Source organism: Providencia sp. 2023EL-00965, from assembly GCF_033550225.1.
GTDB classification, from domain to species: domain Bacteria; phylum Pseudomonadota; class Gammaproteobacteria; order Enterobacterales; family Enterobacteriaceae; genus Providencia; species Providencia manganoxydans.
In genome coordinates, this window is record NZ_JAWUEH010000017.1 from 43471 (window position 1) to 56991 (window position 13521).

Below are 13521 nucleotides of genomic sequence, written 5' to 3' on the forward strand. Positions count from 1 at the left end.
CTGATGAACCATAGTCATTCATTAAAGCAAATTGGTAATATTGATCTGGTAAAACAACTCAACAGTGCGGTGGTATATAGCCTAATTGACCAACAAGGCCCAATATCTCGTATTCAGATAGCAGAACAGAGCCAACTTGCGCCTGCAAGTGTGACTAAAATAACTCGTCAGCTACTCGAACGTGGCTTAATCAAAGAAGTTGATCAGCAGGCCTCCACTGGAGGCCGGCGTGCAATATCGATTGTTTCAGAACATAAAAACTTTCATACCATAGGTGTTCGTTTAGGACGTTATGATGCCACCGTTGCACTGTATGACCTCAGTGGCAAACAACTCATTGATGCCCACTATCCTATCTCAGAACCATCCCAGCAAGCTGTCGAACAAAAGCTGATCGAAGCCATTGAAGATTTTATCGCCCTTAATCAGCGCCGCATAAAAGAACTTATCGCCATTTCTGTGATTTTACCGGGTCTAGTCAATCCACATAATGGTATCGTTCACTATATGCCACATATTAAAGTGGATAATTGGCACCTTATCGATAATCTACAAGCCCATTTTAAAATTACCTGTTATGTAGGGCATGATATTCGCAGTTTAGCACTCGCAGAGAGCTACTTTGGCGCGACAAAGGATTGCGAAGACTCACTACTAGTGCGAATTCACAGAGGGACAGGGGCTGGATTAGTTATCAATAATGAAATCCTATTAAACCATCGAGGTAATCTTGGTGAAATTGGCCATATTCAAGTCGATCCTCTTGGGGATTTATGCCATTGTGGTAACTTCGGTTGCCTAGAAACCATTGCATCAAATCAAGCTATTGAAAACCGCGTTAAACAACGCTTAGAGCAAGGCTTTAGTAGCTCACTGACCCTTGAACAATGTTCTATCCAACATATTTGCCAAGCGGCCAATAAAAATGACCCGCTCGCGACTGAAGTGATCCAGCATGTGGGTCGCCAAATTGGTAAAGCAATCGCTATTTCCATCAACTTATTTAATCCAGAAAAAGTCGTGATTGCAGGGGATATTACAGAAGCAGCGCAAATACTTCTCCCTGCCATTCAAAGCTGCATTGATACCCAAGCATTGAAAGGCTTTCGTGAAAATCTCCCCGTAGTGACATCTCAGCTGGTACATAATTCAGCAATTGGTGCTTTTGCGCTCACAAAACGAGCGATGCTTAACGGTGAGTTATTACAAAAATTGTTCGATAATTAATCCAATTTGAGCTTAAAAACCGAGTTATTCAGCTCGGTTTTTTGCTGTTATTTCGCGAATCTAAATCACCATTTCAAGCAATAAAAACAATCAATCTGCGGTAATAGCTCACAGTTTTTTGGATTAGCGACTTGTTTTTTGCTGACTTTATCGACAAAATGATTATTCATCAAACAAACGGACGCATTTTCACAAAAATAGTGAAAAAAGCTGTTGACTGTCTCAGCGGTAATTAGCATAATGCGCCCCGCAACGCCGACGAAGGTAATGCAAAAAGATGGCTATGTAGCTCAGCTGGTTAGAGCACAACACTCATAATGTTGGGGTCACAGGTTCGAATCCCGTCATAGCCACCATATTTGCGGGAGTGGCGAAATTGGTAGACGCACCAGATTTAGGTTCTGGCGCCGCAAGGTGTGCAAGTTCAAGTCTTGTCTCCCGCACCATTTTCCTTCTCGGTTAAGAATTTAAGATTGGGGTATCGCCAAGCGGTAAGGCACCAGGTTTTGATCCTGGCATTCCCAGGTTCGAATCCTGGTACCCCAGCCATCTTAAATTAAACAAATTTAGAGACACCCTCGGATGGGGTATCGCCAAGCGGTAAGGCACCAGGTTTTGATCCTGGCATTCCCAGGTTCGAATCCTGGTACCCCAGCCATCTTTCCTCTCCTAGGGTTGTCGAAAAAAATCCCATACAGTGATTTTCAAGAAAGCAGTTTTACTGTATAAGGCTATGTAGCTCAGCTGGTTAGAGCACAACACTCATAATGTTGGGGTCACAGGTTCGAATCCCGTCATAGCCACCATAGTATTTGCGGGAGTGGCGAAATTGGTAGACGCACCAGATTTAGGTTCTGGCGCCGCAAGGTGTGCAAGTTCAAGTCTTGTCTCCCGCACCATTTATCCTTCTGGGTAGAAAAATTTGTCAATTGGGGTATCGCCAAGCGGTAAGGCACCAGGTTTTGATCCTGGCATTCCCAGGTTCGAATCCTGGTACCCCAGCCATCTTCTTATATGCCTGTTTCAATAACAGCCATAAACAAAAAAACCATCCTTCAAAAAGGGTGGTTTTTTTGTTTATGATTCAATGAAAAATCAAGCCAAAACAGCACTTTTCTTTATTTCACTTTAATAATTAAGTTCCTCTGTAATTTTCATCAGCTAACTATCAAATAATGCCTAGATTAGGATCATTTTTACCTATCATTGTGATAGCTAATACCTTGACTAAACAGGATTTTACAAACACTTAAGTGTTAAAAACAAACAAGTCGAACAATATTTTTACTTTTAAGTATTTTCTGTATCAATTATGTGACTTTAGTCATTTTTTAATAACGATCAATAGTGGTAATCTTCGCCTAGATTTTGGTTATATCCGATCATGGCTTTCAGGGATCATCTGCCTTCCGCCATGAATCAAACATTATCCAACCCATCATCTCTAATAAAAAAGTTCTCAAACCTAATAATTATAAATTGCAGTGATGCAATGTTCTTACAGAGAAAACTTATGCAAAACATAATTAAACAACCACTTTATAAGATCCTATACGTACAGGTTATCGTTGCTATCGTGCTTGGTATCGCACTTGGCCACTTTTTTCCTGATATAGGTGAATCATTAAAACCACTAGGTGATGCATTCATCAAAATCGTCAAAATGATTATTGCCCCCGTTATTTTCTTAACTGTTGTAACGGGTATCTCAGGTATGAGCAATATGAAGGCAGTAGGCAGTGTTGCAGGAAAAGCAATGCTCTACTTTATTACGTTCTCAACGGTTGCACTGATTATTGGTCTTATCGTCGCCAATGTGATTCGTCCAGGAGATGGTTTAAATATTGATCCTGCAACTCTAGATAGCAGTAAGGTTGCAGGTTATGTCGCAAAAGCTCACGAATCATCCATCGTTGGCTTCCTAATGAACATTATCCCTGACACAGTAATTAGCCCTCTTGTTAACGGTAATATCCTTCAGGTGCTATTTATAGCGGTTATTTTTGGCCTTGCATTAGCTGCAACAGGCAAACATGGCGAGCCTATCGTCAAACTACTGCAAAATTTCTCTGAACCTGTATTTAAAATGGTTGCAATGCTAATGAAACTTGCCCCTATCGGTGCATTCGGAGCAATGGCATTTACTATTGGTAAATACGGTATCTCATCAATCGGCAACTTGATGATGCTGATACTGACATTCTATATCACAGCCCTTCTTTTCGTTTTACTCGTGTTAGGCGCCGTAGCTAAATATAATGGCTTCTCAATTATTCAACTTATCAAATACATTAAAGATGAACTGTGGTTAGTGCTCGGAACATCGTCATCAGAAGCTGCATTACCTAGCTTAATGAGAAAAATGGAGCATGCTGGATGTGAAAAATCTGTCGTAGGGCTAGTTATCCCAACGGGTTACTCATTTAACCTCGATGGCACCAATATTTATATGACCATGGCTGCGCTGTTTATTGCACAGGCAACGAATATTGAGCTAACCATTTGGGAACAAATATCGCTGTTATTAGTTGCCATGATCAGTTCTAAAGGCGCTGCTGGTGTTACTGGTGCAGGCTTTATTACTTTAGCTGCAACACTGATGGTTGTTCCAAGTATCCCTGTTGCGGGTATGGCCCTGATCTTGGGTATTGACCGCTTTATGTCTGAATGCCGCGCCTTAACCAACTTAGTTGGTAACGCATGTGCTTGTATTGTTGTTGCTCGTTGGGAAAAAGAATTAGATACCGAAAAACTCGCAGCAGCATTCGCCGAAAAAGGTGAAAGCATAGATGCAATTATCACTGAAGAAAATTTTGATCTGCCCGCTCATCATGCAGAAATTACTGATGTAGCAAAAGATAAATAGCTATAATTAATAAAAGGCCGCTGACCATCTAAAGTGAGCTCCAATAGTTGAACACTTTTGGTTAAGCGGCTAGTAAGGCCTGATTTCGATACTAAATCGGAATCAGGTTTTTTGTTATTTTGAGTTCGCTCGTAACATTGATTGATATCACATCACCCAATATCAAAGCCCTAAAGCATATTTCAGAGCCAATTTCTTCGCTTCACCAGCACGTTGAGCAGCCATTAACCCTAAGTTTCTTAACATCTTCAACCCCGGTAACTGTTCACTAAATGCCATATAAAATACATCCATACCCGCCTGCATGACTAAATTATCAGGCAAACGTCGGCGCTGATAACGTTTAAGTACCTCTAGTGAATGCCAAGCTCCTAGATACTCCTTTGCATGGGTAACGACTTTAAGTAAGCTGTCTACATCTCTATAACCTAAATTCACTCCCTGCCCCGCTAAAGGATTGATGGTGTGCGCCGCATCCCCTACTAGTGCTAGCCCGTCAATCACATAGCGATTAGCATGATGACGAGTCAGAGGAAAAGCACCACATGCGACCGCGTTGACCGCCCCTAAACGCTCAGGAAAAGCCTCTGTAATCGCCTCAGTCAACTGTTCCATTGACATTGATTGTAGACGGCGAATTTTTGCTGGACTGTCATACCAAACCAATGAGGCCCAATTATCATAAAGAGGCAAAAATGCTCTAGGCCCTGACGGAAAAAATTGCTGCCATGTTTTATCTTGTTGGGGTTCATCTGTTTGAATAGTGATTAACATACAAGATTGCCGATATTGCCAACCACGGCTCCCAATGCCTGCTAACTTACGCACTTGAGAATTTGCGCCATCGGCACCTATCACTAATTTAGTTTGTAGTTCACGACCATCATCCAGTGAAACAATCCACTCTTTTTGACTATTTGACTGATAAAGATGAGTGAGCTGAGCAGGACAAATACGCTCTAGATTTTTGTATTTTTGACACTCTTGCCATAATGCCAACTGCAAGACACGGTTTTCGACCATAAAACCGAGTTCTGGTAAACCTAAATCATCTGCATCGAACAGCACGTTACTTCCCTGCTCTTCCCATGTTTCAAGCTGCCGATAAGGCGCACTGCGCATTGCTTCAACATGCTGCCAAGCACCTAATTGTTTAAGTAGGTCTACAGATGAACGACTAATGGCTGAAATACGAACATCGGGAGCACTATTCGCATCAAATGCTGTTGGTTCTGCTTTTTCTAGCAATGCAACTCGCATGCCTTCTTGAGCAAACCCTAATGCTGCCGCTGCGCCAGTCATTCCAGCCCCAACCACGACAACATCATAATTTTCTGTTAGTTTATTCATTACATTAGCTACTATTAACTGTTTGATTTACGTAGTGTACCGAAAAATTGTTACGCTAGCAGGGAATATCTCAACCTGAGACTCTGGTCACTGATGCTTCAATTGAATACAATACAGGTTAATCTTTAAAATAATGGGCGATAGTCTGTCTTTGAGGCCGCGTACCACATAGCCTATTCATCTCTAATTTAGGTTATTTTGACATTTTTCATATCATAGAGTGATGTTTGTGATCAAAAATGCGTGCGCCTTCCCAAAACAAGATAAGACTTTGGATTTATGCACAGCATACTTCGAGCTGCTACGCACAATATAATAGTTTGAATTATAGCGGGTATATGCTTTAAATAATTCAATGTACAGTTAGGCGACAAGTGAATGAGTCGCTAGGAGCATACATCAGTATGTGACTGGTGCGAATGAACGTAGTCAACGACGCTGCAATTTGAAGTATGACGAGTATACAACGCGTTTCGAAGTCCATTATACTAAGCCACTTCGAAAACACCGGATATAGACATGTCGACGAATAAAAAGTTATACATTAAAACTTGGGGCTGCCAGATGAATGAGTATGACTCATCTAAAATGGCATCATTGTTAGAAAGCACCCATGGCTATCAGATCACTGAAATTCCAGAAGAAGCTGACGTGCTCCTCCTGAATACTTGTTCAATCCGTGAAAAGGCTCAGGAAAAAGTTTTCCATCAACTTGGCCGTTGGAAATTTTTCAAAGATAACAATCCCGATATTATTATCGGTGTTGGTGGCTGTGTGGCGTCTCAAGAAGGCGATTTTATTCGCCAACGCGCACCAAGTGTCGATATTGTCTTCGGCCCACAAACCTTGCATCGTCTACCTGAAATGATTAATCAGGTAAAAGGTACACGCAGTCCAGTCATTGACATCAGTTTTCCCGAAATTGAAAAGTTTGACCGCTTGCCAGAGCCAAGAGCTGAAGGCCCAACCGCTTTCGTTTCCATTATGGAAGGCTGTAATAAATACTGTACATTCTGCGTTGTTCCTTATACTCGCGGTGAAGAAGTTAGCCGTCCATGCGATGACATCCTCTTTGAAATTGCCCAATTGGCAGCTCAAGGGGTGCGTGAAGTTAACCTACTGGGGCAAAACGTAAATGCCTACCGTGGTGCAACCTTTGATGGCGACATTTGCTCATTTGCAGAATTGATACGTCTCGTCGCTGCTATCGATGGCATCGATAGAGTGCGCTTCACGACAAGTCATCCAATTGAGTTTACTGATGATATTATTGAAGTGTATGAAGATACGCCTGAGTTAGTCAGCTACTTACATTTACCTGTACAGAGTGGCTCTGACCGTATTTTAACACTGATGAAACGCGCTCATACCGCACTTGAATACAAGGCGATTATTCGTAAATTACGTAAGGCTCGCCCTGAAATTCTAATTAGCTCTGATTTCATCGTTGGCTTCCCTGGTGAAACCAATGAAGATTTCGAAAATACCATGAAGCTAATTGCCGATGTTAATTTTGATATGAGCTTTAGTTTTGTCTATTCCGCTCGCCCAGGTACACCAGCCGCTGATCTACCTGATGATGTTAGCGAAGAAGAGAAAAAACAGCGCCTTTATCTGCTACAGCAACGCATTAACCAACAAGCAATGAGCTTTAGCCGTGCTATGTTAGGTACAGTACAACGAATTTTAGTTGAAGGCCCTTCACGTAAAAACGTTATGGAGCTTTCTGGACGTACCGAAAATAACCGTGTTGTGAACTTTGAAGGTTCACCAGATATGATTGGTAAGTTTGTCGACGTTGAGATTGTTGATGTTTATGCCAACTCTCTACGCGGTAAAGTGATCCGCACCGAAGACCAAATGGGCTTACGCGTTAACGAATCACCAGCTTCCGTCATTGCACGTACACGTAAAGAAGATGAGCTTGGCGTTGGTCGTTACCAACCTTAACGATAGGATACTCAGTGACCGATAAAAAACCGTTGCAAATCGCAACACAAGAGATCTTTCTAGAGCCCGCAGATAACCAACGCTTAATGAGCCTTTGCGGGCCATTCGATGACAATATCAAGCAGCTTGAGCGTCGCCTTGCGATTGAAATTAATCGCCGTGATAACCGCTTTAAGCTTTCAGGTAAGCCTCTTAATATCCAAGCTGCCAGTAAAATTTTACGTCAGCTGTATGTTGAAACGGCACCGATACGTGGCGTTATCCCAGATGTTGACCCTGAACATATTCATTTAGCGATATCAGAAAGTCGTGTGCTGGAACAAGCGGCGGACAGTATTCCTGATTATGGCAAAGCCGTTAATATTAAAACCAAACGTGGTGTCATCAAGCCTCGCACACCTAATCAGGCACAATATATTGCGAATATCTTGGATCATGATATTACGTTTGGTATCGGCCCAGCAGGTACAGGAAAAACTTACTTAGCGGTTGCCGCTGCCGTTGATGCACTTGAGCGCCAAGAAGTACGCCGAATTCTGTTAACGCGTCCAGCTGTTGAAGCAGGTGAAAAACTCGGTTTTTTACCCGGTGATCTCAGCCAGAAAGTTGACCCTTATCTGCGCCCATTATATGACGCACTGTTTGAAATGCTGGGTTTTGAAAAAGTCGAAAAACTGATTGAACGTAATGTTATTGAAGTCGCGCCATTAGCTTATATGCGTGGTCGTACACTCAATGATGCTTTTATCATCTTAGATGAAAGCCAAAACACCACTATAGAACAGATGAAAATGTTCCTAACCCGTATAGGCTTTAACTCAAAAGCCGTTGTTACAGGGGACATTACACAGGTCGATTTACCTCGCGGTAATAAATCGGGATTACGTCATGCTATTGAAGTCCTTTCCGACGTTGATGACCTCAGCTTTAATTTCTTCCACAGCGAAGACGTTGTCCGTCACCCTGTGGTGGCTAAAGTAGTTATTGCCTATGAAAAATGGGAAGAACAAGACAACAAACGCCGTCAGCAACTCAGGGAAGAACGCGAGCAACAAAAAGAGTTAGAAAAGCAGGAACATAATTAAATGAGTGAAGTGATCCTCGATTTACAAATTGCGAGTGAAGAAACCGCGGGCTTGCCTAGCGAAGCGCTGTTTCAACGCTGGTTAGAAGCGGTGCTATCTAAATTTCAACCACAAAGCGAGGTAACTATCCGTGTGGTTGATGAAGCAGAAAGCCACCATTTAAACCTGACATATCGAGGAAAAGATAAACCAACAAATGTGTTATCTTTTCCCTTTGAAGCACCTCCGGAAGTTGAATTGCCACTACTGGGTGACTTAATAATCTGTCGTCAAGTGGTTGAGCAAGAAGCTCTGGAACAGCAAAAAACCGCAGAAGAGCACTGGGCACACATGGTTGTACATGGTTGCCTACATCTTCTTGGCTATGATCATATTGAAGATGATGAAGCCGAAGAAATGGAAGGATTAGAAACAGAAATTTTAGCCGAATTGGGCTATGCTGATCCTTACCTTGCAGAAAAATAATGACCCACAGTCTATTTTTATGCTAAATATTATCTAAGTAATAAAAGGGTTGTGTATTTTTGGAATATGCATGGTGATGAAAGCCAATACTGGTAATCCACCATACGATAGCCGCAACCTTAACTAACCTATAATTTGAGGAATTTTTAATAAAACGCCATGAGCGACGATAACTCTTCAAGTAGTGACAACCCTGGTCCTAAGAAAGGGTTCTTTGCACTCTTAAACCACCTCTTTCACGGTGAACCTAAAAACCGTGATGATTTGGTCGAACTGATCCGTGATTCGCAACAAAACGACCTGATCGATCCCGACACCCGCGATATGCTTGAAGGTGTTATGGATATTGCCGATCAGCGAGTACGTGACATCATGATCCCACGTTCTCAGATCGTAACCTTAAAACGCAACCAAACCTTAGATGAGTGTCTTGACGTTATTATTGATTCTGCACACTCTCGTTTTCCTGTTATCAGTGAAGACAAAGATCATATTGAAGGTTTGCTGATGGCAAAAGATTTATTGCCATTTATGCGTACTGATGCAGAACCATTCAGCATTGATAAGGTGTTGCGCCAAGCGGTTGTTGTTCCTGAAAGTAAGCGCGTTGATCGGCTCTTAAAAGAGTTCCGTTCTCTGCGTTATCATATGGCAATCGTCATTGATGAATTTGGTGGTGTTTCAGGTTTAGTTACCATTGAAGATATTTTAGAGCTTATTGTTGGTGAAATTGAAGATGAATACGACGATGAGGACGATGTTGATATTCGTCAACTTAGTCAACATTCATACTCAGTGAGAGCGTTAACCCAAATTGAAGACTTCAATGATGCATTTGGCACTAGTTTCAGTGATGAAGAAGTTGATACCGTTGGCGGCCTTGTTATGCAAGCCTTCGGTCACTTACCTTCACGGGGCGAGGTTATCACCATTGATGGCTATCAATTCAAAGTTGCCATGGCTGATAGTCGTCGGATTATCTTACTACATGTAAAAATCCCTGATGACGCACCGGTACCAACCTTAGACGAAGAAAAAAGTTAATGAGCTTAACGTCATTTCATCAAAGTCAGTGGCTTAGGCTGCTACTGGCTTTAATTTTTGGAGCCAGTGGTACACTGGCTTTTTCGCCTTTTGACTTCTGGCCAGCCGCACTTCTTTCCATTCTATTCCTACAATTACTCACATTACAGCGCCCACCAAAGCAGTCTTTCTCGATTGCTTTTGCATGGGGCTTTGGCCTGTTTGGTAGTGGTGTCAATTGGGTCTATGTGAGTATTGCTGATTTTGGTGGCATGCCAGAAATCGTTAATGTGTTATTAGTCATATTACTTGCAGCCTATCTCTCTCTTTACACAGGCTTATTTGGCTATTTACTTAGCAAATTTTTCCCTAATGCCACCATATGGCGTTTAGTATTTGCTGCACCTGCGATATGGCAAATTACTGAGTTTTTACGTGGTTGGGTTCTCACTGGATTCCCATGGCTGCAATTCGGCTACAGCCAAATTGATGGTCCATTAAAGGGTCTAGCGCCAATTTTTGGCGTCGAGATGATGACACTAATCTTATTCAGTATTAGTGGATTGATTGTTTTAGCGCTTGTACGCCGCAGCGTTATACCCTTTATTACTGCCGCTATTCTTTTGTTTGCACCTTTATTACTCAAAAGTCTTCAATGGTATACCCCACTAGGATCTAAAACCACAGAAGTTGCCTTAGTTCAAGGAAACATCCCTCAATCAATGAAGTGGGAAGCTAGCCATTTACAGCAAATTAAAGATACCTATATTAAATTATCGAGTCCCTACATTGGTAAAGCGTCTTTAATTGTTTGGCCTGAGTCCGCGGTACCTTCTGTTGAACTCGATAACCAAGCTTGGCTGAAATCGTTAGATACAGTCTTAGCAGAATCCAATACTAAGCTAATTACAGGTATTGTCGATGCTAAGCCTATTGATGGCAATTATACGTATTACAATACAATCATTGTATTAGGTGATGATAAACCGTACCTCTATCCATCAAAAAATCGTTATAACAAGCACCATTTAGTTCCTTTTGGGGAATTCGTTCCACTAGAAGATATCTTACGTCCTATCGCGCCATTCTTTAATTTACCAATGTCAGGATTTAGCCGTGGTGACTATCAACAGGCTCAATTAGCTGTTGGCAATCTTCATTTAACCGCTGCAATTTGCTATGAAATTATTCTAGGCACTCAGGTTCGCGATAATTTCAAACCTGATAGTGATTATTTATTAACCATTTCTAATGATGCATGGTTTGGTAAATCTATTGGTCCATGGCAGCATTTCCAAATGGCTAGGATGAGGGCGCTAGAGCTCGGACGTCCGCTACTCCGCGCTACCAATAATGGCGTTACTGCTATTATTCGTGCTGATGGAACCGTTCAAGCTGAATTACCTCAATTCACTGCGGCAACTTTATCAGCCTCTATCACTCCGACGACTGGTTTAACCCCCTATGCACGTTGGAGTCATTGGCCAATGTGGGGAACCGTTGTGCTATTTGGGCTATTAGCGCTATTCTTTGGCCGCCGTAAAAAAATTAGCTAATTCTAAGCTCCCTATAACATTAGGGAGCTATTTAGCTGATAAGTAAGTTAGCCAATAAGCTGTCCTTGTGTTTTTGCAATTCCTATTGATGCAATACATCCCGCATTAAAGCGAATAAAATCATCTTCAATACCATCAGAAAAAATCACACCATTTTCAGGCATTAAAGATTCAAGTTGTAACGGCAATTGTTCATCAATAGTCCCAAAAACTAATTTAACGCCAGTTGTGTTACTCGGAAATGGTTCACGAACGGTAAATTGTAATAGTCTATCTCCCCACGCAAATCCTTTTGTTAATGGATGATCATTCGTTCCCATAATTGCTTTAGCCCCTGCTAGAATCGATTGAAACCACCCTGTAGAGCCTAGTCCAGTTGAAACAATGATCCCTGAAGAAGATTGAAACTCTTGCTCACCGTTCCATTTCATAATATAACGCGCTGATGTATGACTTTTAGGACCAATAAATAAATCATTAACCGCTAACAATGATTGCCCATCATTCGTTGTTGCTTGAGCAAAAGTCACGGATTTACTGGGCATTTTGTCTTGAAGTGTACTCAATACGACATCATGTAACTGCCCAATTTCAAAAGGTAGTAACTTACCGTCCCAACGAGCTGGATCTGGGTTAATTGCAATCACAGGTTGCCCATTTAAATACTTTAACGTATTTGCGACCAAGCCATCTTGTCCAATCACGATCACAATATCACGCTGTGAAAATTGATAACTAGGTAATAATAAACGCTCTAATAATTGAAATCTTCCTAGTGATTTAAGAATAGATTCCGCTTGTACTAACTGTTTTTGATAATGATCATGCTCCTGAAGATAATCATTCACTTCTACGTTATTATGTTCCAAATAAAATTTAGCTTGCGGCCAAGTATTAAAGCGTTCAATCAGTTCTTGTAAACGAGTTTTACGCATAATTAATACAAAGCGAATATCATCTAGCCCTTTCATGCTTTAGTCCCTTTTTTGAACATTTGGCTAAAAAGATCAGGAGAAATATTCAATTCACCTATTTTGCCTGCATTCTGTGACAGTGATTCAAACGCCATAGCCATTAACTGCTCCGGTGACATTTTAGCTAAAGCCATCGCTTTTAAGTTTTCAACAGGTAACTCACGGTAAGCTTTCATTTTTGCTTCAATGGCATATGCATCAGCATCTGATTGCGTTTTTTGGTTTTCAACGCTTAATGTTACTAGTTCATGACGTTTTGCTTCCGCATTAACTTGAGCCGTAAGCCTTTCCTGTTCTATTTCAGCCTGTTCGCGCAATAGGGTGCGTTCATTTTCCAAACGAGCTTCTTCAATTTGTTGTTGCTTATTTTGTACTGATAAATCGGTTTCTAATTCAGCTTCTTTAATCATACGCTCTTGTTCCACAGAGAATTTTCGTCTCGCATAGATGGCATCGTCAGCTTCTTTTAATATTGATTCTCTGGCTTCGGCTTCAAGCGCTTTTAATGTTTCTGGAGAAGGTGTAATCGCAGAGATTGAAACATCAAGGATATCAATTCCTAATGTTTGTAATGCCGAATGTATGGCTAACTGCTCTGTCACTTTTGCCACTAATGCTTGGCTCATTAATAGTGCATTACGCATTGAACTAGACTGTATTTGAGCTTGGATCAGTGTTTGTGCACTGCGAACGACCCTATCACTGAGTTTTAATGGATCCTCAGAAGCATAAGATTTGCCATCTTTTGTCAGGCTATAATTCAGCACTTCAGCTGTTTTCTCAGGCGCACTAATCTGAAACGAAATTTGCCCCTGAATACGTAGGCTTTGAAAGTCTGCTGTTTGTAAATTAAAAATAAATGGGGCTTCTAACGCATTCAATGGTAATGCAGCAATAGATGTGGTCGCTGAATTGTACCAAAAGCTTAACCCTTTCCCCTGTTTAATCACTTTTCCATTAACGGACTTGATAATAAACGTTGATGAATCTGCTTTAAAATAATTAATGTTTAACATAGCCAACCT

At 41.4% G+C, this 13521-nt stretch carries 10 protein-coding genes and 7 tRNA genes; 14 read left to right on the forward strand and 3 right to left on the reverse strand.

All coding sequences use genetic code 11. From position 1 onward, the window contains the following. Window positions 1–3 precede the first annotated feature (3 nt). The 9 genes from nagC to SC428_RS18505 all read left to right on the forward strand — a co-directional run bounded on the left by nagC (window position 4) and on the right by SC428_RS18505 (window position 4093). Entirely contained in the window at window positions 4–1227 is a 1224-nt protein-coding gene (nagC, locus tag SC428_RS18465; protein WP_070925050.1) for a DNA-binding transcriptional regulator NagC, read from the forward strand. 279 nt (window positions 1228–1506) lie between these two features. Next, a tRNA-Met gene (locus SC428_RS18470) sits at window positions 1507–1583 on the forward strand. Between the two features lie 5 nt (window positions 1584–1588). Then, window positions 1589–1673, forward strand: a tRNA-Leu gene (locus SC428_RS18475). Window positions 1674–1701: 28 nt separating this feature from the next. Continuing rightward, window positions 1702–1776: transfer RNA gene (locus SC428_RS18480), tRNA-Gln, on the forward strand. 34 nt (window positions 1777–1810) lie between these two features. Beyond that, window positions 1811–1885, forward strand: a tRNA-Gln gene (locus SC428_RS18485). Window positions 1886–1956: 71 nt separating this feature from the next. Then, window positions 1957–2033 (forward strand) — tRNA-Met (locus SC428_RS18490). An 8-nt stretch (window positions 2034–2041) separates the two neighbouring features. Next, window positions 2042–2126 (forward strand) — tRNA-Leu (locus SC428_RS18495). A 31-nt stretch (window positions 2127–2157) separates the two neighbouring features. Beyond that, a tRNA-Gln gene (locus SC428_RS18500) sits at window positions 2158–2232 on the forward strand. A gap of 520 nt (window positions 2233–2752) precedes the next feature. Then, window positions 2753–4093, forward strand: coding sequence for a dicarboxylate/amino acid:cation symporter (locus SC428_RS18505; RefSeq protein ID WP_233445796.1), 1341 nt, complete (start codon window positions 2753–2755; stop codon window positions 4091–4093). A 162-nt stretch (window positions 4094–4255) separates the two neighbouring features. Here the strand turns inward: SC428_RS18505 and ubiF are convergent, their stop codons facing one another. Beyond that, on the reverse strand, window positions 4256–5443 hold the full coding sequence (ubiF, locus tag SC428_RS18510) for a 3-demethoxyubiquinol 3-hydroxylase (RefSeq protein WP_070925052.1): 1188 nt from the start codon (window positions 5441–5443) through the stop codon (window positions 4256–4258). Window positions 5444–5962: 519 nt separating this feature from the next. On the opposite strand from ubiF, the gene miaB reads away from it, so the two are divergent. From miaB to lnt, 5 genes are all read left to right on the forward strand, one after another. Continuing rightward, window positions 5963–7393 carry a tRNA (N6-isopentenyl adenosine(37)-C2)-methylthiotransferase MiaB gene (gene miaB / locus SC428_RS18515; RefSeq protein WP_140182786.1) on the forward strand — a complete coding sequence of 477 codons (1431 nt, stop codon included), beginning with the start codon at window positions 5963–5965 and terminating at the stop codon, window positions 7391–7393. Window positions 7394–7479: 86 nt separating this feature from the next. Continuing rightward, window positions 7480–8478, forward strand: a complete 999-nt coding sequence (locus SC428_RS18520) for a PhoH family protein (RefSeq protein WP_272581317.1) — start codon at window positions 7480–7482, stop codon at window positions 8476–8478. Continuing rightward, a complete protein-coding gene (gene ybeY / locus SC428_RS18525; protein ID WP_318709526.1) occupies window positions 8479–8943 on the forward strand; it encodes an rRNA maturation RNase YbeY in 465 nt (154 codons plus the stop codon). 159 nt (window positions 8944–9102) lie between these two features. After that, window positions 9103–9987 carry a CNNM family magnesium/cobalt transport protein CorC gene (gene corC / locus SC428_RS18530; RefSeq protein WP_070925053.1) on the forward strand — a complete coding sequence of 295 codons (885 nt, stop codon included), beginning with the start codon at window positions 9103–9105 and terminating at the stop codon, window positions 9985–9987. Next, a complete protein-coding gene (lnt, locus tag SC428_RS18535) occupies window positions 9987–11522 on the forward strand; it encodes an apolipoprotein N-acyltransferase (RefSeq protein WP_318709529.1) in 1536 nt (511 codons plus the stop codon). The genes corC and lnt overlap by 1 nt, the downstream gene beginning before the upstream one ends. A gap of 47 nt (window positions 11523–11569) precedes the next feature. Here the strand turns inward: lnt and SC428_RS18540 are convergent, their stop codons facing one another. Together SC428_RS18540 and SC428_RS18545 are read right to left on the reverse strand one after the other, a co-directional pair. Then, window positions 11570–12493, reverse strand: coding sequence for a sugar kinase (locus tag SC428_RS18540; protein ID WP_318709531.1), 924 nt, complete (start codon window positions 12491–12493; stop codon window positions 11570–11572). After that, window positions 12490–13512, reverse strand: a complete 1023-nt coding sequence (locus SC428_RS18545; protein ID WP_318709533.1) for an SPFH domain-containing protein — start codon at window positions 13510–13512, stop codon at window positions 12490–12492. Before SC428_RS18545 ends, SC428_RS18540 begins: the two co-directional genes overlap by 4 nt. Window positions 13513–13521 lie beyond the last annotated feature (9 nt).

Coding starts and splice junctions, on each gene's coding strand:
- nagC (WP_070925050.1), top strand. CDS start 4: ATGAACCATAGTCATTCATTAAAGCAAATTGGTAATATTGATCTGGTA.
- ubiF (WP_070925052.1), bottom strand. CDS start 5,443: ATGAATAAACTAACAGAAAATTATGATGTTGTCGTGGTTGGGGCTGGA.
- miaB (WP_140182786.1), top strand. CDS start 5,963: ATGTCGACGAATAAAAAGTTATACATTAAAACTTGGGGCTGCCAGATG.
- SC428_RS18520 (WP_272581317.1), top strand. CDS start 7,480: ATGAGCCTTTGCGGGCCATTCGATGACAATATCAAGCAGCTTGAGCGT.
- ybeY (WP_318709526.1), top strand. CDS start 8,479: ATGAGTGAAGTGATCCTCGATTTACAAATTGCGAGTGAAGAAACCGCG.
- corC (WP_070925053.1), top strand. CDS start 9,103: ATGAGCGACGATAACTCTTCAAGTAGTGACAACCCTGGTCCTAAGAAA.
- lnt (WP_318709529.1), top strand. CDS start 9,987: ATGAGCTTAACGTCATTTCATCAAAGTCAGTGGCTTAGGCTGCTACTG.
- SC428_RS18540 (WP_318709531.1), bottom strand. CDS start 12,493: ATGAAAGGGCTAGATGATATTCGCTTTGTATTAATTATGCGTAAAACT.
- SC428_RS18545 (WP_318709533.1), bottom strand. CDS start 13,512: ATGTTAAACATTAATTATTTTAAAGCAGATTCATCAACGTTTATTATC.